At 63.4% G+C, this 21,612-nt stretch carries 17 protein-coding genes; 3 read left to right on the top strand and 14 right to left on the bottom strand.

From position 1 onward, the window contains the following. From FJ949_RS17685 to ftsZ, 14 genes are all read right to left on the bottom strand, one after another. Window positions 1–792, bottom strand: a complete 792-nt coding sequence (locus FJ949_RS17685; protein WP_140497775.1) for an amino acid racemase — start codon at window positions 790–792, stop codon at window positions 1–3. Continuing rightward, window positions 789–2,150: a cation:dicarboxylase symporter family transporter gene (locus FJ949_RS17680; protein ID WP_140497773.1), complete on the bottom strand. Its 1,362-nt coding sequence runs from the start codon at window positions 2,148–2,150 to the stop codon at window positions 789–791. Before FJ949_RS17680 ends, FJ949_RS17685 begins: the two co-directional genes overlap by 4 nt. Before the next feature lie 2 nt (window positions 2,151–2,152). After that, entirely contained in the window at window positions 2,153–2,986 is an 834-nt protein-coding gene (locus FJ949_RS17675; RefSeq protein ID WP_181168569.1) for a transporter substrate-binding domain-containing protein, read from the bottom strand. Between the two features lie 234 nt (window positions 2,987–3,220). Next, on the bottom strand, window positions 3,221–4,162 hold the full coding sequence (locus FJ949_RS17670; protein WP_140497771.1) for a TIM barrel protein: 942 nt from the start codon (window positions 4,160–4,162) through the stop codon (window positions 3,221–3,223). Between the two features lie 48 nt (window positions 4,163–4,210). After that, a complete protein-coding gene (locus FJ949_RS17665) occupies window positions 4,211–5,728 on the bottom strand; it encodes a glycerol-3-phosphate dehydrogenase (protein WP_140497769.1) in 1,518 nt (505 codons plus the stop codon). Window positions 5,729–5,773: 45 nt separating this feature from the next. Then, window positions 5,774–6,814, bottom strand: coding sequence for a 2-hydroxyacid dehydrogenase (locus tag FJ949_RS17660; protein ID WP_140497767.1), 1,041 nt, complete (start codon window positions 6,812–6,814; stop codon window positions 5,774–5,776). Window positions 6,815–6,824: 10 nt separating this feature from the next. Beyond that, window positions 6,825–8,378, bottom strand: coding sequence for an FGGY-family carbohydrate kinase (locus FJ949_RS17655; RefSeq protein WP_140497765.1), 1,554 nt, complete (start codon window positions 8,376–8,378; stop codon window positions 6,825–6,827). Then, window positions 8,378–9,502 carry an ABC transporter ATP-binding protein gene (locus tag FJ949_RS17650; RefSeq protein ID WP_140497763.1) on the bottom strand — a complete coding sequence of 375 codons (1,125 nt, stop codon included), beginning with the start codon at window positions 9,500–9,502 and terminating at the stop codon, window positions 8,378–8,380. The genes FJ949_RS17655 and FJ949_RS17650 overlap by 1 nt, the downstream gene beginning before the upstream one ends. After that, window positions 9,499–10,617 carry an ABC transporter ATP-binding protein gene (locus tag FJ949_RS17645; protein WP_140497761.1) on the bottom strand — a complete coding sequence of 373 codons (1,119 nt, stop codon included), beginning with the start codon at window positions 10,615–10,617 and terminating at the stop codon, window positions 9,499–9,501. The genes FJ949_RS17650 and FJ949_RS17645 overlap by 4 nt, the downstream gene beginning before the upstream one ends. Window positions 10,618–10,621: 4 nt before the next feature. After that, window positions 10,622–11,479 (bottom strand): carbohydrate ABC transporter permease, encoded by an 858-nt coding sequence (locus FJ949_RS17640; protein WP_140497759.1) that lies wholly within the window; start codon window positions 11,477–11,479, stop codon window positions 10,622–10,624. A 12-nt stretch (window positions 11,480–11,491) separates the two neighbouring features. Beyond that, the gene (locus FJ949_RS17635; RefSeq protein WP_013896837.1) at window positions 11,492–12,415 is read right to left on the bottom strand and encodes a sugar ABC transporter permease; all 924 of its coding nucleotides are present in this window, start codon (window positions 12,413–12,415) and stop codon (window positions 11,492–11,494) included. A 160-nt stretch (window positions 12,416–12,575) separates the two neighbouring features. Next, a complete protein-coding gene (locus FJ949_RS17630) occupies window positions 12,576–14,021 on the bottom strand; it encodes an extracellular solute-binding protein (RefSeq protein ID WP_140497757.1) in 1,446 nt (481 codons plus the stop codon). Window positions 14,022–14,066: 45 nt separating this feature from the next. Next, window positions 14,067–15,041, bottom strand: a complete 975-nt coding sequence (locus FJ949_RS17625; RefSeq protein WP_181165158.1) for a sugar-binding transcriptional regulator — start codon at window positions 15,039–15,041, stop codon at window positions 14,067–14,069. Between the two features lie 335 nt (window positions 15,042–15,376). Then, window positions 15,377–16,414: a cell division protein FtsZ gene (ftsZ, locus tag FJ949_RS17620; RefSeq protein WP_140497755.1), complete on the bottom strand. Its 1,038-nt coding sequence runs from the start codon at window positions 16,412–16,414 to the stop codon at window positions 15,377–15,379. Between the two features lie 474 nt (window positions 16,415–16,888). Between ftsZ and FJ949_RS17615 the strand changes: the two genes are divergently transcribed. The 3 genes from FJ949_RS17615 (at window position 16,889) to FJ949_RS17605 (ending at window position 21,582) form a co-directional block, all read left to right on the top strand. Further along, the gene (locus FJ949_RS17615; RefSeq protein WP_140497752.1) at window positions 16,889–18,244 is read left to right on the top strand and encodes a glutamine synthetase family protein; all 1,356 of its coding nucleotides are present in this window, start codon (window positions 16,889–16,891) and stop codon (window positions 18,242–18,244) included. Window positions 18,245–18,371: 127 nt separating this feature from the next. Continuing rightward, window positions 18,372–19,256 (top strand): AraC family transcriptional regulator, encoded by an 885-nt coding sequence (locus FJ949_RS17610; RefSeq protein ID WP_181171738.1) that lies wholly within the window; start codon window positions 18,372–18,374, stop codon window positions 19,254–19,256. 136 nt (window positions 19,257–19,392) lie between these two features. Then, window positions 19,393–21,582 (top strand): TonB-dependent siderophore receptor, encoded by a 2,190-nt coding sequence (locus FJ949_RS17605; protein ID WP_140497750.1) that lies wholly within the window; start codon window positions 19,393–19,395, stop codon window positions 21,580–21,582. Window positions 21,583–21,612: the final 30 nt, after the last annotated feature.

Below are 21,612 nucleotides of genomic sequence, written 5' to 3'. Positions count from 1 at the left end.
TCAGTGTTGGATAGAACCGCCGAACCGCTCCAGCTCTTTACGGGATGAGAACACCGGCCGAGGTCGCGGAACGTCCTGCGCGGCGAAGCCCAACCGTGTCAAACAGGCTCGCGCCAGGGCTGCATTGCTGTCGATGACGACCAATCCGTTCGTAGGGTTGAGGCTGGCGGCCACCACCGACAGTTCGGTGCAGCCGAGAACGGCCGTATCGGCGCCGGCCGATCGCGCGATTTCAAGCGCGCGCTCGGTTTCGCTCGCCGCCTCCGCGATCGAACCACCCTTGACCAGGCCGATCGCTCTATCGACGCGACCCTGGAATTCCGTGACGGCGGGAAAGCAGAGCTCAAATCCCGCCGCCGACATCCTGTCCCGATAGAAGCCGGAGACCAGCGTGCCCTGCGTGGCGAGGATCGTAACCTTGCCTCGGCCCAGGCTACGATGGGTTTCAGCTACGACCGCGTCGGCGATATGGATGATCCGCGCCTGCGAGCTCGCCGCCAACTGCTCATACCAATGATGGGCGGTGTTGCACGGCATCGCGATACAGGCAACGCCGAGCGCATTGAGCGTCGAGACCGCGGCTTTCAAAGACGCCAGCGCACCGTCATGGCCGGCAAGGATCGCCTCGGTCCTGTCAGGCAGCTGTGGCACGCTGAGGATGACGGCGGGCACATGCTCATTGTCCCGGAACGCCTGGGTCATTCGGGTCAGCTTGAAGTAGAAGTCAGCCGATGCCAACGGCCCGAGGCCGCCAATGACGCCGAGCTGGAGGCTGATGCCATGGTCGATCATCGAGCGGGCTCGGCTTCGAGCTGTTCCGACGCCGCTTCGACAGACTGCGTTGTCTCCCTGTGGCTGGGCGCGATCATTGCGGTGCTCGCCGCAACGGTGCAGACGCTAGACAGCGTCATGAACGTGTCGACGGCCGCGTCGACCGCGACGAACAGGGCGAACGCCGCCTCGAAGGGAATCTTCAGGTAGCCACAGACGATCGACATCTGGGACAGGATGAGCAGGCTGCCCATGCCGCCGGTCGTGAGCGCGAGAAGCGCCGAGGTGATGCCGACGAGCAGGAGGTCGGGGATTGCCAGCGGACGGCCGTAGAGCTGAGCGATGAAAAGAACACCAGACGTGTAAAGCAGCGCCGGGCCTGTCCGCAGCAATGCCGCCTGCAGCGGCACGAGCAGTTCGACGACCACGAGGCTGAACCGCAGACGCTCGCTCAGCAGGTTTATGACCCACGGAAGCGAGGCGACGGTAGAGCGCGTGGTGATGGCGACCATGAGAAGGGGCTGACAGGTCTTGATCGTGGCCCAGTAGCTTCGCCGAGAGCGGATGGCGATAACGCCAAATGCGCCGGCGATGAATGTGAGGCAGGAAAGACCCATCACCAGCAGATAACCGCCCATCAGCGTGAGCGGCTTGGTTCCGGTCGACGCGGTCTGATCCGCGATCAGGATGAAGGTTGCAAACGGCAATCCCCAGATGAACCAGTTGGTAAGGACCGTGCAGGCCCGGTAAACCGCGTTCAGCGCCTGAGACAGGCTCATGGACGAAGGCTGGGGAATCTTGCCCATCGCGAGCCCGAAAAGCAGGCAGAACAGCAGGACCTGGATGGTTTGACCGGAGGCCAGCGCGCTGAAGACGTTGTTCGGTACAAGATCGAGCAGTATCGAATGCCCGGTGTCGGATCCCTCATTGGGTGGTGGTTGGTAGGGGAATGCGAGATCGGTGGATACACTGCCCTGCGAATTGATGAACTCGCCAAGCTCGATGCGCGATTGAGGATTCTCGATCTGGCCCGGCTGAAGGACAAGCGAGTAGGTGCCACTCACCAATACGCTCAGGAACGACACGACCAGCACCGCCATACCCACCCGGCCAAGGTAACGGACCGAGTTGGGATCCTGAACCATCGACATGATCGAGAAGATGACCGACGAGACCAGGTAGGGCAGGACGACCATCTTGAGGAAATTCAGGTAGAGCTGCGCCACCGGGCTGATCGCATGGGCAAATGCTGGATAATAGAGGCCGCAAAGGATTCCCGCCCCGATCATCGCAATCGTCGTCGCGGGCGAGCGCAATATGCGCCTCGCCGCCAGGCGCCAATCGAAAGCCAAGGGTCCGGCTGCTTCCGTGACAGCCATCGTCAGGCTTTGCTCCCCAACCGGTAGCGCGCGATGATCTCGTCAGTGTTGAGAACCTGCTGACCGCGCGCGAGATCGAGGTAAAGGTCGATAAACGCCGCGAGATGCGGATTGTCCGGTCGCACACCGATTGCGATCGTGTCTACCTTGTCGGTCAGCGTGATCGAGCGCGCGGCGACCGTCATCGACGGATCGTCGACCATCAGCTTCTTGATCTCGAAATCGTCGCGATACGCCATGTCGATCGTCCCATCGCGGATCGCATCGACAACCATGTCCCAGCCTGCAAAACGATGAACTTGTGCATGCGGGAAGGTCGTCGCGGCATAGGTTGCGAATGAAGAGCCCTCGATCACGCCGAGATCGCCCGAGAAATCGCGGATGATCTGCTCGGGTGGTTTGCCTTGCGCGATGCGCGCCAGGTTGAGGCGATTGGCGATGAGGCCTTGGTGCAGCATGGCATAGGGCCGGGAATAGAGGATTGAGCGGCCACGGCGAAGGGTTCGGCTGAGCTTGCCGATGGCTATGTCCGCCTGGCCGGAAGTCAGCTGTTTCACCATGCCGTCGAACGTTGCGGCGGATCGGTCGAACACCGGCTCGACGCCGAGCTCCGCTGCTATGCCGCGGGCCAGTTCCATGTCTATGCCGCTGTTCCCCGATCCATCGGCCGGGAAGAATGGATCGGAGGCAAAGGCCGGCATTGCAATGCGCAGCGCATTGTCGCCGACGACGGGAGCGATCTCCGCCTGCTGTCCTGGAGTATTGGCCGCCCGAGCTTGCGCGACCAGCAAGCCGACGCTTCCGGCCGTGAGCAGCGTACGACGTGTAACCGACATGCGGATTCTCTAGTTCGCGAGGGAAGCCGGACAAACAAATCGGACCAATTCGCAGTATGCATGGCGAAGTTAAACAAAAGTATCTTTCGCATTGTACTTTTATAGCAATCAGCGACGCAGGCTGCCGCAATACTCGCATTATGTAATGTATCTGGGATATCTGATTGCTTCGCTGGCGGGCCAACCGGTTGGACCGCCAACAGGCGCGAGTGGCATCGGCTGCCGCCCCGACCTCTACCCGGTTTTCGGCAGCAGATCAGGCCTGCCCGTGTCGATAAAGGGCGCCCAGTAGTCGACCGATTCGCGGATCATGGCGACCACCTGGTGGTCGACCGGTTCGCGCTCGCGGAACGACAGTTCGAGGCAGATCTCGTTGTCGGTGCCGCCGCCGCGCCGCACCGTCTCCAGCAGCTTTTCAGGCGTGATGCGGCCGTCCCTGTTGTGAGCCGCTGTGAACGGCCAATGACCACCCTTGTTCATCGACGATTGCTTGATGTGGATGATCGGCGACTTCCTGGGGAAAGCCTCAGCCCAGGCATAGGGATCGATATCAGCCGGGTTGCTGGAGGTGACGTCGCCATGGTCGATGTCGACCATCATCTCCAGCGGAATGGCCATGCCGGCCGCGTCGATCGCATTCTGCAGCAGCCTGCAATTCTCGATCGTGTGGCCGAACTCGCGGCCGACCGACATCGGCTCCCAGAACAGGTAGTTAAGCCCGGCCGCGCGGGCGTGTTCGGCGACCTCGCGCCAGCATTCCAGTGCAATGTCGAACAGGCGCGCGCGGCGCGCGGGATCATCATAATCGCGATGGGTGAAGATCGCGAATTGGGTACCCATGCCGCCGGCGCCAAGCTCGGCCGAGATGTCGGCAAAGGTCTTGAACCAGCAGACATAGTAGCGGCGCACGTCCGCGTCTGGATGGCCGAAATGGTTGAGCCGGCCGTAAGGACCGGTCATGCCCGAGGTCACGCGCACGCCCGTGCGGGAGAGTGCGCCACGAAACAGGCGGACGAATTTCACGATCGTCGCCGCCGGCCAGCCCGGATTGACGAATTCATGCGTGAGCTGAATGTCCCTGATGCCGATGTCGTAGGCAATGGTATCAACCAGGTCGTCAGGCTCGGCAAAGCGATTGACCAGCGGATTGGTGTTGAGGGAGAGCGTGAATGCCAAGATCGCGATCCTCTCAGCCCTGTCGCGCTACATTGGCAATGATTGCCATCACCCTGCCCTCGCCAGCCGGCTCGCGCACCAGTGTTCGAAAGCCGATCTCTCCTCGGCGGAAAGATGCAGGCCGTGCTTGGTGCGCCGTTCGAGAATGTCGGCCGGTGTCTCAGCCCATTCCTGCTCGAACAGGTAACTGGCCTCGCGCTCGAAGAAATCCTTGCCGAAACATCGCCCGAGTTCCGCGAGCGAACGGGCCGCGCCGACCAGAAGACGTGTCCTGGTGCCGTAGAGCCGACCGTAATGCTTGAGCAGCGATGCAGGCATCCATGGATACTCCCGCCCGAGATCTCCTAGAAACTGTTCGAAATCGGCATTGGCGATGTCGCCGCCAGGCAGATGCGCCTTCGCCGTCCAAGGCTTGCCCATCCGGGGGAAGAACGGAGCGATCCTGTCCAGCGCATGCTCGGCGAGCTTGCGGAAGGTGGTGATCTTGCCGCCGAAGACGGACAGCAGCGGCGCCTCAGCATCCGGCGCGTCGAGTTCGAAAATATAGTCGCGGGTCACGGCACTCGGGTTGTCGGCATTGTCGTCATAGAGCGGCCTGACGCCGGAGAACGAATAGACGACATCGCCGCGCGCGAGGCCACGCTTGAAATAACGGTTGACCACCCTGATCAGGTATTCGATCTCGCTCTCATCCGCCGCCACGTCCTCGGGTCGGCCGTCATAGGGAATGTCGGTGGTGCCGATCAAGGCGAGATCGCCCTGATAAGGATTGATGAAGATCACCCGCTTGTCGCTGTTCTGGATGAGGTAAGCTTGGCGGCCCTCCCAGAATTTGGGCACGACGATATGGCTGCCCTTGACCAGCCGGACATTGCGCGTCGAGTTCTGGCCAGCAACGCGGTTGATGATGTCGTTGACCCAAGGGCCGGCGGCATTGACCAGCGCCCGCGCCCGCACGGTGGTTTTCACGCCGGTCTTGCCGTCGCGCATCTCCACCGACCAGAGGCCGCCTTCCCGGCGGGCGGCGGTGCAGGCGGTTCGGGTGAAGATCTTCGCTCCGCGCTCGCGCGCATCCAGCGCATTGATCAGCACGAGACGGGCGTCGTCGACCCAGCAATCGGAATATTCGAAACCGCGCTTGAACTCGTCCTTGATCGGCGCGCCCTCGGGCGCGGTGCGCAGGTCGAGCGTGCGGGTGGCCGGCAGCCGCTTGCGGCCGCCGAGATGGTCGTAGAGGAACAGGCCGAGCCGCACCAGCCAGGCCGGCCGGTCGTCAGGACTGTGCGGCAGCACGAAGCGCATCGGCCAGATGATGTGCGGTGCCGATTCCAGGAGTACCTCGCGCTCGATCAGCGCCTCGCGCACCAGGCGGAACTCGTAATATTCGAGGTAGCGCAGGCCGCCATGGACGAGCTTGCCCGATCGCGAACTGGTGCCTTCCGCCAGATCGTCCTTTTCGCACAGGATGACGGAGAGGCCGCGGCCTGCTGCATCGCGGGCTATGCCGGCGCCGTTGACGCCGCCGCCGATGACGAAAAGGTCGACGATTTCGGGTCCGCCACTCATCTCGTCACGATCTCGCTGCCGGATTTACACACCATGGCTGCCGCCTCAGCACGGATTGACCGGAGGCAGCCCGGCGATATAGCGGCGCACTTCCTCGGCGGCCTGCTCGGCCGCATAGGTCACGGTGCGCACCGAGGCGCCGGCGATATGCGGCGTCAGCGTCACGTTGGGAAGCTGCAGCAAGGGCCAGTCCGACGGCACAGGCTCGACCGCGAACGTCTCCAGCATGGCGCTGGCGATCTGGCCTGAAACAAGCGCCTCATAGAGTGCGTCATAGTCGACCAGCGGCCCGCGCGCCGTGTTGACGAAGATCACCCCGGGTTTCATCCGCGCGATGGTGTCCTTGCCGATCAGGCCGCGCGTCTCCGGCGTCACCCGCGAATGCAGCGTGACCACGTCGGAGCGGGATAGGAGATCGTCAAGCGCGACCAGTTCGACGCCGGCGTTGCGGTCCTCTGCGCTCAACTGCACATAGGGGTCGCTGACCAGAACGTGGCAGCCGAAAGCGCGCAGCAGCCTGACTACCTTTGTTCCGATATTGCCGTAACCGACGACGCCGACCGTCATCTCGCTAAGCTCGCGGCCGGTGCGGTCGGCGCGGTAGAGATCGCCGCGCCATTCGCCCCTGCGCAGCGCTTCGTGGCCGACCCGGATCAGCCGCGTTTCGGCCAATATGGCGCCGATGGTGAATTCGGCCACGGCGGTCGCGTTGCGGCCGGGCACGTTGACGACGGTGATGCCATGCGCGCGCGCCGCTTCCATGTCGATGTTGATCGGGCCGCCGCGCGACACCGCGACCAGCTTCAGGGCCGGCAGGCGGCGCATCATGCCCTCCGACAATGGTGCAAGCTGGGTGACGAGGATCTCGGCATCGCCAATGAACTCGACGACCTCGTCGGGACGGCCGAAATACTCCTTGACCTTGTCGAGGCCGAGCGCCGGATCGCCGAATTCCATCGGCTCGTCGGGCCAGGCGGTCTGCAATGTCCTGACATCGAGGTCACCGCTCGCGACCTTCTCGATTTTGGCGCGAAACACCTCCGGAAGCATGAAGTTGTCACCAATGATCGCTATTTTCCTGGGCATACTCGACTTCTCAATTTGCCTGCACCGAAGCCATCGCGCGCCAGACCGGCCGCAGCGCCTGGTGCGCCAACATGTAGGACGGGGTCATCCTGTCGTAGATCGCGGCGAGGTCCCGATCACTCGGCTCCGCCTCGCCAAGCAGCGGCGTCACCCATTCCGCGACGCATTCGTCCATCGACTTGTACAGGCCGACGCAGACCGCGGCTATCATCGCCGCGCCGGCCGCCCCGGCCTCCTCGCGCTGGCTGGTGCGGATGTCTGCGCCGACGGCGGCTCCGAGGATCTTGCGCAGCGCCGGGCTTCGGGCGGCGCCTCCGGTCAGCCGGATCTCGCGCGGCAATGGCCCCATGGCGGCGTAGCAATCGCGCGCGGCGAAGGCCAATCCCTCGAAGACGGCGCGCACCAGGTCGGCATAGCCGTGGCGCGAGGAAATGCCGACGAAGCCGGCCCTGGCATTGGCATCGACGAACGGCCCCCTCTCGCCGGCCTCCGACACATAGGGCTGGTAGAGCAGTGAGGCGGGCTGCGAGGCCGCGATCCAGGCATCGACGAGCGCGATCATCTCGCCATTGCTGCGGGTGATGCCTTGCGAGGCGAGGATGCCGGAGGCAAGCCCAAGCACCCAGTCGATGTTGAGCGTCGCCGCCATGTTGGACTGCATCTGCGCGAACACGCCGGGCGCCGGCATGGCCATGGTATAACCGGTCGCGGCCTCGTTGAGCTGCACGTCATCCGGCGTCTCGGCCAGCCGCATATGCATGCCGGTGGAACCGATGATGGTGCAGCCGGGCTTGCGCTCGCGGTCGAGCAGGCCGGCGCCAAGCGCGGTGCAGACGACGTCGACATAGCCGAGCACGATCGGCGTGCCGGCAAGCATGCCGGTGGCGGCGGCCGCCGCCTGCGACAGACCGGCGCTGTGCCTGGTGCCGTCTGTGACCGGCGGTAGCAAATGCCTGAGGTCGGCGACGCCGAGCACGTCGAGCACATCCTCGCTATAGTCGCGGGTGCGGAAATCGCCAAAGGTGAAGGTTCCCTCGGAGGGGTCGGTGACGCGCTCGCCGGTCAGCTTGAAATAGAGCCAGTCCTTGCAGTGAAACGCCGTCGCCGCCTTGCCAAGCATTTCGGGCATGTTGCGCTTCATGAACACGAACTGCGAGCCCTGCTGGCAGGCGGCGAGCCCGCTGCCGGTCTTTTCGAAGCGCAGCCTGTCTTCCGGCCGCGCGCGGATCTCCTCGACGACGCCGGCGGCGCGCGCGTCGAGCCAGAGCCAGCCCTTTGCCACCGGCTCGCCCTTGCCGTCGATCAACCAGGTGCCGTCGCCCTGCCCGGTCACTGCGATGGCGATCGTCCGGCTGGCGAGATCGGGCACCTTGTCGGCAAGCTGGCGCAAGGTCGCCGCCGCATCCGCCCATGTGCAAGCCAGATCCTGTTCGGCGCCGCCGCCCGGCAGCGTCTCGTAATGGTTCGGCGTTGCCGCGGCGGCGATCTGCCGGCCTTTCGTGTCGAAGGCGATGGACTTGATGACGGAAGTACCGGCGTCGATACCGATCAAGAGATCACGCATCAGGCGAGCTCCATGCCGTGCGAAATGGCCTCGCCGCTCGCCTGGTCGAAGACATGCAGGTTCTTCGGGTCGATGCTGACATTGATCGGCGCGCCAAGGTCCAGCCGGGTGCGGTCGTGCTCGACCAGGACCAGCGAGCCGCCGGCGAAATCGGCCGCGATATGGGTCTGGTCGCCAAGCCACTGGTTGGCCGAGACCCTGGCGGGAACACCCTCCTTCGAGCGCCGCACCGCATAAGGCCTGATGCCGATGACGACGCGCTCGCGGCTGAGCAACTGGTCGCGGACGGGAGCGCTGAAGGCGTCCTTGTCGTAGTCCAGCGACAGCCCGTCGGGAAGCCTGAGATTGATGCGCCCGGCGGTGGCGCCGACATAGGCCTCGAAGACATTCATCGGCGGCTCGCCGACGAAGGTGCCGGTGAACAGGTTCGCCGGACGCTCCTTGATCCTGTCCGGCGTATCGAACTGCTGCAGCACGCCGCCTTCCATCACCGCGATGCGGTCGGCAAGCGCATTGGCCTCGGTCTGGTCGTGCGTGACCAGGATCGCTGTCAAGCCGCGCTCCTTGATGAAATGCTTGATGCGGCCGCGCAGCACGGCGCGAAGCTGCGGCTCGAGCTGCCCCATCGGCTCGTCCAGCAGATGCAAATCGGCGTCGCGGATCAGCGCCCGGCCGAGGCTGGCGCGCTGCTGCTGGCCGCCGGAGATAGAGCTTGGGTAACGCTCCAATATATCCTCGATCTCGAGCAGCTTGGCGATGCTGGCGACCCTGGCCTCGACCTCGCTTCTGGGCAGCCGGGCCGCCTTGAGCGCGAAGGCCATGTTCTCGCGCACCGTCAGCGGCGGGTAGAGCGAATAGCCCTCGAAGGCCATCGCCACGTTGCGCCTGACCGGCGGCAGCGTGTGCACCTGGCGGCCGGCGACCGAGATCGCGCCGCGCGACACCTCCTCGAAGCCGGCGATCATGCGCAAGGTCGAGGTCTTGCCGCAGCCGGACGAACCGAGCAGCGCCACGATCTCGCCCTTGCCGATCTCCATCGTCAGCTTCTTGACGGCATGGACGCCCCGGTCGATCGGGCCATAGAATTTGTCGACGCCGGAAATGGTGAGTGCGCTCGCGCTCATGCGGCTTCTCCGTTGCGCAAACTGACGACATTCTTCGAGCCGATGCGCTCGCCGCCGGCGCGATCGAACAACAGGGCGCTCTTGCCGTCGACGGCAATGTGGGCCTTGCCTTCGCTGCGGCCCGGTGTTCCGGCCGGCCGCGAAACCAGGATCTCGCGGCCGCGCAACGTGCGCACCAGCGTGACGATCTTTTCGTTGAGCGGGGTTTCGGCCTCGACCGTCACCGGAATGGCGCCGGGTTCATTTTCTCCGACGAAATGCAGTGCTTCCGGCCTGAGCCCGATGATGCAGTCGCGGCCGACCGCGGTCTCGGGAGCCCCGCCGAGATGGACCTGCACATTCGACAGGGCGACATGGATTCCCTTGGCGCCAAGCGCCGGCTTGACGTCGAGCAGGTTGATGGTCGGGTCGCCGAACAGCCGCGCGATCTCGATGTTGGCCGGCTCGCGATAGATTTGTTCGGGCGTGCCGAGCTGGCTGATGACGCCTTGCGACATCACCGCGATGCGGTCGCCGAGCGCCATGGCTTCCTTATAATCCTGGGTGACGTAGACGACGGTGGCGCCGCGGTCGGCTAGCAGGCGCGGCAGTTCGAGACGCATCTCGAAACGCAGCTTGGCATCGACATTGCGCAAGGGATCGTCGAGCAGCAGCAGCGGTGGCGAGCCGACCAGCGCACGGGCAAGCGCGGTGCGCTGCTTCTGGCCATTGGAGAGCGCACGCGGCTTGTGGGAGAGCACATGGGCGATCTTCAACAGCTTGGCGACACTCTCGACGCCGGCCTTGATCGCGCCTTGCGACGAGCGCTTGGCCTCCAGCGGCGTCGCGATGTTGTCGAACGCGCTCATATGCGGAAACAGTGCGAAATTCTGGAACGCCATGCCGACGCCACGAAATTCGGCGTCGACGTCGGTCATGTCCTCGCCGCCGATGAGGATCTTGCCTTCGTCGGGGTCGATGACGCCGGCGACGAGGCGCAGCAGCACCGTCTTGCCGGCGCCGGAGGGTCCGAACAGGACCAGCGTCTCACCGTCGGCGACGGTCAGCGAAAGATTGTCGAGCACGGTCTGGCTCTTGTAGCGCTTGACGAGGTTTCTGAGTTCGAGGCTGGCCATGGAACTACCCCTTCACCGCGCCGAGCGACAGGCCTTCGACCAGATAGCGCTGTGCATAGAGGGCGAGCGCCAGCGTCGGCGTGATCGACAGGACGATGGCCGCCGAGATCTGGCCGTACTGGATGCCCGAGGAGGTGATGAAGGCGAGCGCGCCGACCGTGACCGGCTGCTTGTCGGCCGAGGCCAGCACCAGCGCGAAAACGAAATTGTTCCAGGCGAAGATGAAGGCAAGCAGGCCGGCAGCGGCGATGCCGGGGCCGGCGAGCGGCAGCGCGATCTTGCGGAAGGTGGCAAACCAGGAATGGCCGCCGATGCGATAGGCATATTCGATGTCGGCCGGAATATCCTCGAAATAGCCGCGCACGATCCACAGGATCAGCGGCAGGCAGATCAGCTGGTAGACCCAGATCAGCCCGATATAGGTGTTGGCCAGCCCGAGCTTCTGGAAATAGAGCGTAAGCGGCAACAGCACCAGCAGGGCCGGCGCGAACCTGAACGACAGCAGCGTGAAGGCGATGTCCTCCGAGCCGCGGAACTTGTGCCGCGCGAAGGCGTAGGCCGCCGGGACGCCGAGCAGCAGCGAGACCGCCACCGAGGTCACCGACAGGAACACCGAATTCCACAGGTTGCGCATGAAGGCGATGTCGAGCGTGCCGGCGGCGGTCGTCAGCTTGCCGGTGATCAGCGCTGTGTAGTTGGCAAGCGTCGGCTCGAAGACCAGCTGCGGCGGAATGCGCAGGATGGTCTCGTTGGTCTGGAACGACATCATCAGGATCCAGACGATCGGGAACATGAAGAAGATCACGACCAGCGTGAGTGCCGCGCCGCGCAGGGTGCGTTCAAGCAAGGAGGTGTGTTCCATGGCTGCCTCGTCCTATGCCTGGCCACGGGCGCGCTCGCGCAGCCTGAGCCAGTTCTTGATGAAGATGTTGGAGAGGAAATAGGTGATCGCCCACAGGATGATCATCAGCGCCGCCGAGCGGCCGACATTGGTCGACTGGAAGAAGTTGAGATAGGCCTCGACCTGGAAGACGGTCAGCGTGTCGCCCGGTCCTCCTTGCGTCATGGCGTAGATGATGTCGAACTGCTGGATGGAATCGAGCAGGCGGAACAAAGTCGCCGTCAGGATATACGGCGTCAGCATCGGCAGCGTGATGCGGAAGAAGACGAAGCTCCTCGGCACGCCGTCGAGGGCCGCGGCCTCGAAGGGCTGCGTCGGCAGGCTGCGCAGGCCGGCAAGCAGCAGGATCATGATGAAGGGCGTGTAGACCCAGATATCGACGAGAACGACGGTGAACAAAGCCGTCGACGGCGACGAGGCCCAGCGGAAATCCTGTAAGCCGATGAGGCTGGCAAGATAGCTCAGCACGCCGAAGCCGGGATTGGTCATCAGCTTCCACATCAGCGCGGCCAGTGCCGGCGCCGTCATCAGCGGCATCAGCAGCATGATCGAGATGAAGTTGTTCAGGGTCGAGCGCTTCTGCAAAAGCAGCGCGATGGCCAGGCCGAGAAGCAATTCCAGCACCACCGTGGTGCCGGCATAGAGCAGCGAGATCTTGAGCGTGTTCCAGAACTTCGGATCGGTGAAGAAGGAGATGTAGTTGTCGCCCCAGTTGAACTGCCGCGCCCAGGGCTGGCTCAGCCGATAGCGCTGAAAGGAATAGACGACCGAGGTCAGGAACGGAATCAGGATGCCGATGCAGACCAGCAGAGCCGGCAGGCTGAGCACGTACGGCAGCACTCTCTTGCTGATCCTGAAGCCCGAGGGCTTGGGCCTTTGCGATACCACCGCAGTCATCGTGCTGCTCCGTTGTCCCTGTCGCTCCGCCCTGCCGGCCGCCCAAGGGAGCAAGGCGGCCGGTCGGGCGAATTGGCGGCCACCTTACGGCCCCGCGTCGCAATCTTGAAAAGGTCAGGTGAGGACCGGCCTGCCAAGGCTGGCCGGTCCTCTGTTACATCTAGCCGAGGCCGGCTTCCTTGAGCTGGCCGTTGATGCTTTCGGCCAGCTTGTCGAGACCCTCGTCCACCGGCACTTCCTTGGCCACCATCTTTTGCAGCGTCGCCGCCCATTCGGTGGTGAGATCGAAGAACAGCGGCTGCGCCGTGAACTTGATCGAGGCGCCCGGCGCCGAGGCGTCGAACATCTCGACATAACCGGGATAGCTCTTGTTCAGCTTCTCGCGGAACGTCTCATCCTTCCAGACCGACTGGCGGACCGGATTGACGAAATCCATCTTGGTGGCGCCGAACAGAGCATGCTCGGGTCCGGAGGCCCACTGCATGAAGTACCACGTGGCGTCCTTGTCCTTGGAGAAGTTGGACATCGACAGCGACCAGATCCAGATGTTCGGCGTTGGCGCCTTGGCCTCCGGGTTGGCCTTGAAGGCGGCAAAGGCAAGCTTGCCGGCCATCTTGTTGTCGCCGCCATTCATGAAGTAGCCGAGGATGTCGGCGTCGAAGATCATCGCCGAGGCGCCGGCGCCGAGATCGGCGCCGACCTGGTACCAGGTGTAGGTCGACCAGTCCTTCGGACCGCTTTCCTGGATCATCTGCACCCATTGCTTGTGGAAAGCCTTGGACTGGGCGGTGTTCATGGCGGCCGACAATTTGCCGTCGGCCGACACGTTCAGATCCTTCTGGTCGAAATTGGCGTAGGCCGAAAGGAAACCCGGATGGATCGTCGCCCAGGAGCGCGACCCGCGCACGCCAATGCCGTAGACGCCGCCGCCGACATCCTTGGTGAGCTTGGCGGCCGCGGCCACCATCTCGTCCATATTGCCGGGAACCTTGACGCCTGCCTTGTCGAACATCCCCTTGTTGTAGGTGATGTTGTTCTGCTCGAAGCCCCACGGAATGCACCATTGCTTGGCGTCTTCGGACCCCAGAGCCCCGCCCGGCTTGCCGTTCCAGGCGCAGGAGTTCTTGACGCCCGGCAGGAAGTCATCCCAGGCATAGTTGGGGTTGGTCTTGGCCGGATCCTTGATCCATTCATTGAGGTCGGTGATCCAGCCGGCTGGGCCGTAGGTCCAGGTCATATAGGCGCCGGTCATGAAGGCATCGTATTCGGGCGAGCTCGCCGACAACGCGGCCGTGACCTTGTCGAAATAGACGTCTTCCGGGAACACGTCGTAGACGACATTCATGCCGGTCAACTGCTTGAAGTTTTCGAGGTTGGCGATCATCGCATCCGCATAGGGATGCTTGTTGAGCAGGAGCTTGATGGTCTTGCCCTGGTGCGCCTTCCAGTCGAAGTCGGCGGCCAGCGCCCGGGTCTGCCCAAGATTGAGCAGCGTACCGGCCGTGCCGGCGGCAAGGCCCATCGCACCCAGGCCCTTGATCAGCCCACGACGGTCGACTTGTCCGCGCAGGAAAGCGTCAATGAGGTCTTTCTCTTTCTCATGCATTTGGTCTTCTCCTCCACAGGGTAGTTTTAACTGAACCGACGCCGGCTACCCGACTGGCGTCTCCTCCACGAGCGATCGCGCTGTCCGCTCATCAGTTATCAGGCCCTTGAGATAGCGGCCCTCCAGCACCGCTTTGACGGCTCGAACCTTGACCTTGCCGCCGGCGACCGCGACGATCCGGCGGCTGGCGATGTCCTCGCGCGCCAGCGCCAGCGCCCGATTGGAAAGGGTTGTCGCCACCGCTTTGCCGGCATCGTCGAAGAAATGGCCGAGCAATTCGCCGACGCCGCCATTGCGGCGGATCTCCTCCATCTCGCCCTTCTCGATCATGCCGGTGGCGACGAGCGAGGCTTCGCGTTCGGCCGTGCCGATGCCGGCAAACAAAAGGTCGGCGGATCTTGCGAGATCGAAAACCTCGCTGATGCCCTTCTGTCCCAGCAACACCGCGCGGTCGTCCACCGTGTTGGCGAACATCGGCACCGGCATCACATAGGCTTCGGCGCCGGTGCGCTCGGCGAGGCGGTGAATGACGTCATGCGGGTTGGCCGAGAACTTCCGCGTCAAGCCGCCGAGCAGCGAAACGAAGCGGATCTTGTCTGTCGAGCTGCGCGGCAGGTATTCCACGCAGGCGGCGAGCGTGCGGCCATGGCCGACGCCGATCAGCGCCTGCTCGCCGCGTTCGATCTCACGCTTGAGGAATTGCGCGCCGGCGATGCCGAGCGCCTTGAGCGGCAACTCCTCGGAATCGAAATCGGGAACCACCTCGCAATAATCGAGGCCGTAGCGGCGCGACAGCTCGTCCTCGAGCTCGACGCATTCCGAGACTTCGCCGTCGATATAGACCTTCACCAGCCCTTCCTGATTGGCCTTGGTGATGAGGCGGTGGGCCTTGAGGCTGGTCAGCCCGAGGCGCTTGGCAACCTCGGACTGGGTCAGGCCGCCAGCGTAATGAAGCCAGGCGGCGCGTGCCGCCATGCCGGTTTCATCATCGCGCAAGAGGCCGTTTCCAAATCCAACCACGTTCCGCCCTCTGATATTTTTTTCAGTTTCTGCAAAATTTTTCACATGGACGCATCGGAGTCAAGCGCCAAGCGCCTGCAAACGCTGATTTTCAACGAGAATGGACGAGCGAACACCGGGCGTGGCACCGGTCAGGGTAACAGCGGCAGCGAAAGCGCAGGAATCCGATCACCGTCGCCGCCGTCCAGGTGAAGCGGCGGCGCCCAGCGTTCGCCGGTGAGCGGATCGCACCATTCGGCAAGCCGCTTTCGGGTGATCAGGTCCAGGCTGAACTTGGTGGTGCGCCGGCGACGTCGAGGTGCCCGGCAGCGGCCAAGGCCGCCGGCGAGCAGCGCCTATTGCAACGTCCGCGCCGCGAATGGCATGGAATGGTCGTGCGCCATGCCGGCATCGGCATCTTCCACGCCGAGCCCGCGGTCGAGGCCGGTGGCCACCACCGAAACCCTGAACCGGCCTTCCATGCTCTTGTCGAAGATGGCGCCGACGATGATGTCGGCGTCTTCATAGACCTCTTCACGGATTCTCGTGGCGGCCTCGTCGACCTCGAACAGGGTCATGTCGCGGCCGCCGGAAATCGAGACCAGCACGCCCTTGGCGCCCTTCATCGACATCTCGTCCAGCAGCGGGTTGGCGATGGCGGCTTCCGCCGCCTTCATCGCCCGGCTATCGCCTGACGCCTCGCCGGTTCCCATCATGGCGCGGCCCATGCCGCGCATCACCGATTTGACGTCGGCGAAGTCGAGGTTGATCAGGCCTTCCTTGACGATGAGATCGGTGATGCAGCTGACGCCGGCGTAGAGCACCCGGTCGGCGATGACGAAGGCATCGGCGAATGTGGTCTTGGCGTCGGCGATCCGGAACAGGTTCTGGTTGGGGATGACGATCACGGTGTCGGCGCTTTCGCGCAGCCGCTCGATGCCCTCTTCGGCCATCTGCATGCGGCGCCTGCCCTCGAAAGTGAACGGCTTGGTGACGACGCCGACCGTCAGGATGCCTGCCTTGCGCGCCGCCTGGGCGATGACCGGCGCGGCGCCGGTTCCGGTGCCGCCGCCCATTCCGGCGGTGACGAAGCACATGTGGGTGCCGGCCAGATGGTCCATGATCTCGTCCAGCGATTCCTCGGCCGCGGCGCGGCCGATCTCGGGAAGCGATCCGGCGCCCAGCCCTTCGGTTACATGCGCGCCGAGTTGGATCAGCCGCGTCGCCTTGGACATGGTGAGCGCCTGCGCGTCTGTGTTGGCGGCAATGAATTCGGTGCCCTGAAGCTGCTCGGCGATCATGTTGTTGATGGCGTTGCCGCCGCCGCCGCCGACGCCGACAACGGTGATCTTGGGTCTCATCTCGGAGATCTCGGGCTTCTTGAACTCGGCCATGCGTCTTCTCCTTCGCCAGTCGCTCGCGCTTCACGCCCCGCCAGATCGATCACACCGCAAAACGGCAATCGACGCAGAGCGGCGTGACGAATCAGTCCGCTCGGATGGGTGTCCCAAAAAGCCAGAGAGCGGCCAGAGGTGCAAGTGCGGGGAAGGTCAAGATTTGTGATAGGGACGTTTCATATCCCCACGACGGCCGCGCATGCCCGAGAGTGATGCCGGCATCCCGGCTTCACCCTGCGCGCGCCAAGCCCGATGCCGAGCCTTGGCTTTCCACGCTCTTGCCTCTATGTTTCGGTCGCAGATCGCGCAACTGGTTTTGAAATGCCTCCCGACATCCCAGCTAATGACTTGAATAAATAGGGAAACATCCGGCTGCGGCCAGATATGGATCCCGAAAACTCACAAGCCATTTTTACCAGGGACAGCGCGGCCGATCAGGGCTCGGGCACCTTCGAAACCAGAGGTTGGAAATTGGGCGATGCAATTGCGGACGTTCTGAGCTGGCTTGAGAGCCGAAACGACATCCAGAGCCTGAGGGCCGCGGTGTGCGACCTCAACGGCATCATGCGGGGAAAGCGCATCCCCGTCGAGCAGGCGCGCAAGGCACTGGAGGGCAAGCTGCGCATGCCCTATTCGCTGATCGGGCTGGACATCTGGGGCGAGGATATCGAAGGCAACGCGCTGGTGTTCTCGACCGGCGACGCAGACGGATTGTGCCAATGGACCGGCCGCGGCATCCTTCCGGTGAACTGGACGGCGCATCCGACCGCCCTCATCCCGCTCTGGCTCGCCGACGAAGGCGGCGCACCGTATCTCGGGGATCCCCGGCGGGCACTGGCCCGTATCCTCGACCGCTACAAGGCTTTGGGCCTGACGCCTGTGGCCGCCACCGAGCTCGAATTCTATCTTGTCGACCCGCAATCGCAGCGACCGGTCGGGCCTGTCTCGCCGGTCACCGGGCGGCGTCTGGATTCCGACGCGGCACTGTCAATCGACGAGATCGACGACTTCGAGGCCTTCATCCACGACATCTACGAAGCCTGCCGAGCACAAGGCATTCCCGTCGATACCGCCATTGCCGAGAACGGCGTCGGCCAGTTCGAAATCAATTTGAACCATGTCGCGGACGCGCTGCGGGCGGCCGACGACGCCGTCCTGTTCAAGCGCACGGTGAAGGGCATTGCCCGCAAGCACGGCTTTGCCGCCTGCTTCATGGCCAAGCCTTATGGCGACCGAGCCGGCAACGGCTTCCACGTCCATTTCAGCCTTGTCGACGCCAACGGGCGCAACGTCTTCGACGACGGCACCGACCAGGGCTCCGGCACTATGCGCCACGCTGTCGGCGGACTGCTGGCGGCGATGGCCGAGAGCACGCTGGTGTTCGCGCCGCATTTCAACTCCTACCGCAGGCTCCGGCCGAGATCCTACGCGCCGACCGCCGTCGCCTGGGGTTACGAGAACCGCATGGTCGCGATCCGCATTCCCGGCGGCCCGACCGGTGCGCGCCGGATCGAGCATCGCGTGTCGGGAGCGGACGCCAATCCCTATCTTGTGCTTGCCGCCATACTGGGCGCGGCACTGGTCGGCATCGAAAGGCAGATGTCACCGGGCGACCCAACCGGGAATGATGGGCAAGGCCTTGCCCCGGCCAAGTTGCCGCCGGACTGGGCATCCGCGATCGCGGCCTTTGAAAGCGGGACGCATGTGGCGGAGATCTTCCCGGCGATCCTGCGCCACTCTTTCATCGCCTGCAAACGCCAGGAACTGAATACATTCGCGCTCAACGTCAGCGACTTCGAGATCGAGACCTATCTCGAAAGCGTCTGAGGCTGCGCTGACCGACAGCAGCGGCGTCGGTTCAGCACGACCTTCGAACGCAAGGGCTTGCGGTGCTGTCGCTGACCGGGCATAAACATGATCTTTTCTATCATGTTTATGCCCGGGATAAGCAGAATTGACCTTCGTCGCGCGCATGGAGAGCCGGATTCAGGGATTTGCCGTGATCGGCGAGCTGAAATGGCACGTCTGGGACGGCGTCGTCGCCGACCTCTGGGATGTCTCATGCGGTGACAATGCCGAGGGTTATTACGTCTCTCCCGACCCCCGGCTGTTCGTCGCTCTCGATATCGACGGCGACGGTGCCTTCGTCGTCGAAGGCGCCCAGGGCGAACCGCGCCGCCACAACCAGGCGTTTTCCGCAGCCTATATACCGGCCGGGGTGCCGATCCGCGGCCGCGTCGAGGGACTCAAACGGATCAGGCATCTCGACCTGCATTTCGACGCCGCGACACTGACCCGCCGCTTCGGCCGCAGCCTCGATCGCGATGCCTTGCAGATCTCGCGCCTCCAGTTTCGCGATGATCGGATCGCCACGCTTGCCGGCCTTATCGCCGCTGAATGCGGCAGCGAGTGGAACCTGCATGATCTTTATGGCGAAGGTCTGCTCAACGCCTTGTTCGCATGCCTTTTCCAGATAGACCGGCCAAGTGCCGCCAGGCGCCGGTCGCCCCTGCCCCGCCGCAAACTGCGCCTCGTCACGGATTACATCGACGCCCACTGCCTGGACAGGATCCGCCTTGCTGATCTTGCCGCGCTGACCGGCCTGTCCGAAACCGCGATGAGCCATGCCTTCAAGGCAGCAACGGGCGTGCCGCCGCATCGCTGGCAGATGCAGGCGCGGATCGACAGGGCAAAGGCGATGATGGCGCATGAGGCTGCCTCGCTTGGCGACATCGCGCAGGCCACCGGCTTCTTCGACCAGGCGCACCTTACCCGCGTGTTCAAGTCCGTGGTCGGATTGACCCCGGGTGCGTGGATGAAGAGCGCCGGCCGCCGGTGACATTTCCGCAACACGGCACCGCGATATCAGTGGTTTGGACAAGAATGGACAAGCCGCCCAAATCAGTCCAATGACCCGTTGATAAGTTGAGGTAAATCATCAAGTATCTCAACGACGACAGACGGGGACTTTCCTGATGAGCAGAATTTACCGGATCAAGGCGCTTCTGGCGGCTGGCGTCGCCGCTGCCGCGACGATCCCGCCAATGCCGGCGTTCGCGCAGACGGCGCAATCCAGCACCCAGCTCGAACCGGTCGTTGTCGAGGGCGAGGCCGGAGACAGCGCGACCGGGCCGGTCGACGGCGTCGTCGCCAAGACAACCAGAACCGGCTCCAAGACGGCGACCGACATCAAGGAGGTCCCGCAATCCGTCTCGGTGGTCGGACGGCAGGAGATCGAGGATCAGGGTGCACAGAAAGCTGACGAGGCGCTGCGCTACACCGCCGGCCTCTTTGCGCAGCCTTTCGGTCCCGACAGCGACACCAACTGGATGTACATTCGCGGCTTCGATGCAACGGCCACCGGCACCTACATGGATGGCCTCCAGCTGTTCAGTTATGGTTTCGGCGGTTTCTATGTCGACAGCTTCGGCCTTGAGCGCATCGAAGTGCTGAAGGGGCCGGCCTCGGTGCTTTATGGCGGCAGCAATCCGGGCGGCCTGGTCAACTATGTCAGCAAGCGCCCGGATTTCGAACGCACGCGCTATGTCGAAACCGGCATCAACGATGCCGGCAATGTCTATCTCGGCTTCGACATCGGCGATGTCGCCAGCAACGGCACGGTCAGCTACCGGATGACGGGCAAGGTCGCCGGCGGCGATACCTACAGCGACCTGCAGAACGGCTGGCGCGGCTTCATCTCGCCGAGCATTAGCTGGAAGCCAGACGAAGCGACCACGCTAACCATACTGGCCAATTACAGCCACATCGACGAGAACCATAATGGCGGCAGCTTCCTGCCCTACGATGGCACCGTGGTCGATCACATTGTCGGCGGCGTGAACTATGGCCGCATCGATCCCGATGCGAACTTCACGGAGCCGAGCATCGATCTCTACAAGCGCGAACAGGGCTCCCTCGGCTACGAGTTCGAGCACACGTTCGACAATGACTGGACCGTTCGCTCCAGCGCCCGTTTCACCGCCGCCGACATCAACGAGGTCAGCGTCTATCCGAACGGCTGGTCAACGATCGGAGGGCCGACCGAGCTGGCGCGGATCAATTTCGATCATGACACCACGGCCAAGACGTTCCTCGCCGACAACCAGATCGAAGGCAAGGTGGCGACCGGAGCGATCGAACATACGATCCTCGCTGGCGTCGATTTCAAATATTACAACATCGACCAGGTACAGTCGTCCGGCCTCTACGATCCCAATTATGACAATCCAATCGACGCTTTCGATCCGGTGTACGGTTCGCCGCTGACACCTCGCGTCAGCTATCTCAATCAGGACCTGACGCAGAAACAGCTTGGCTTCTATGCACAGGATCAAATGCGCTTCGGCGACGGCTGGCTGGTGACGCTGAACGGCCGCTACGACCGTGGCTGGCTCGAAGCCGACAACCGCCCGACCTATTACTCGGCGGGCTCCAGCACGCAGAGCAGCACGGTTGGCGATTTCTCCGGCCGCGCCGGCCTGGCCTATGAGTTTGCCAACGGCGTAACCCCCTATGCCAGCATCGCCACCTTCTTCAATCCGATCATCGGCACCGATGCGATGGGCAATCTGTTCAAGCCGGAAGAGGGCACGCAATACGAAGTCGGCGTGAAATACGTGCCGACTTTTATCGATGGCCTGTTCACCCTGTCGCTGTTCGACCTGACCCGCCAGAACGTGCCGTCGAATGTCACTCCCTTCACCCAGATGCAGACCGGCGAGGTGCGTTCACGCGGCGTCGAACTCGAAGGCAAGGTGAACGTGACGGAGGATTTCCGGGTTACCGGTGCATTCACAGCTTACGACATCGACATCACCAAGGACGCCAACCCGGCGCTCATCGGCAAGACGCCTTTCATCGTGCCGGAAGTGATGGCTTCCGCATCGGTCGATTACACCTTCCGTGGCGACTGGTATGACGGCATCTCGATTGGCGGCGGGTTGCGCTATATCGGCTCCTCATGGGCAGACAATGAGAATACGGCGAAGGTTCCGGCGGTGACGCTGGCCGACCTGAAGCTCGGCTACGAGAAGGAGAACTGGGGCGTCGACCTCAACATCACCAACCTTTTCGACAAGACCTATGTGTCGAGCTGCCAGACAACGCTCACCTGCTCCTACGGCGAAGGCCGCTCCTTCAAGCTGAAGGCGCACACGAGTTGGTAATCATGGACCGAACCCGCCGGCGATGATCCA

This window comes from Mesorhizobium sp. B2-4-1, assembly GCF_006442185.1.
Classification (GTDB): domain Bacteria; phylum Pseudomonadota; class Alphaproteobacteria; order Rhizobiales; family Rhizobiaceae; genus Mesorhizobium.
Note: the sequence above shows the minus strand (reverse complement) of the source record. Positions and strands in the feature narration are given on the sequence as shown.

What these genes read in the sequence shown, in the direction of transcription:
- FJ949_RS17685 (WP_140497775.1), bottom strand. Translation starts at nt 792, where the DNA reads ATGATCGACCATGGCATCAGCCTCCAGCTCGGCGTCATTGGCGGCCTC.
- FJ949_RS17645 (WP_140497761.1), bottom strand. Translation starts at nt 10,617, where the DNA reads ATGGCCAGCCTCGAACTCAGAAACCTCGTCAAGCGCTACAAGAGCCAG.
- FJ949_RS17680 (WP_140497773.1), bottom strand. Translation starts at nt 2,150, where the DNA reads ATGGCTGTCACGGAAGCAGCCGGACCCTTGGCTTTCGATTGGCGCCTG.
- FJ949_RS17665 (WP_140497769.1), bottom strand. Translation starts at nt 5,728, where the DNA reads ATGAGTGGCGGACCCGAAATCGTCGACCTTTTCGTCATCGGCGGCGGC.
- ftsZ (WP_140497755.1), bottom strand. Translation starts at nt 16,414, where the DNA reads ATGGCCGAGTTCAAGAAGCCCGAGATCTCCGAGATGAGACCCAAGATC.
- FJ949_RS17655 (WP_140497765.1), bottom strand. Translation starts at nt 8,378, where the DNA reads ATGCGTGATCTCTTGATCGGTATCGACGCCGGTACTTCCGTCATCAAG.
- FJ949_RS17640 (WP_140497759.1), bottom strand. Translation starts at nt 11,479, where the DNA reads ATGGAACACACCTCCTTGCTTGAACGCACCCTGCGCGGCGCGGCACTC.
- FJ949_RS17605 (WP_140497750.1), top strand. Translation starts at nt 19,393, where the DNA reads ATGAGCAGAATTTACCGGATCAAGGCGCTTCTGGCGGCTGGCGTCGCC.
- FJ949_RS17635 (WP_013896837.1), bottom strand. Translation starts at nt 12,415, where the DNA reads ATGACTGCGGTGGTATCGCAAAGGCCCAAGCCCTCGGGCTTCAGGATC.
- FJ949_RS17675 (WP_181168569.1), bottom strand. Translation starts at nt 2,986, where the DNA reads ATGTCGGTTACACGTCGTACGCTGCTCACGGCCGGAAGCGTCGGCTTG.
- FJ949_RS17630 (WP_140497757.1), bottom strand. Translation starts at nt 14,021, where the DNA reads ATGCATGAGAAAGAGAAAGACCTCATTGACGCTTTCCTGCGCGGACAA.
- FJ949_RS17650 (WP_140497763.1), bottom strand. Translation starts at nt 9,502, where the DNA reads ATGAGCGCGAGCGCACTCACCATTTCCGGCGTCGACAAATTCTATGGC.
- FJ949_RS17660 (WP_140497767.1), bottom strand. Translation starts at nt 6,814, where the DNA reads ATGCCCAGGAAAATAGCGATCATTGGTGACAACTTCATGCTTCCGGAG.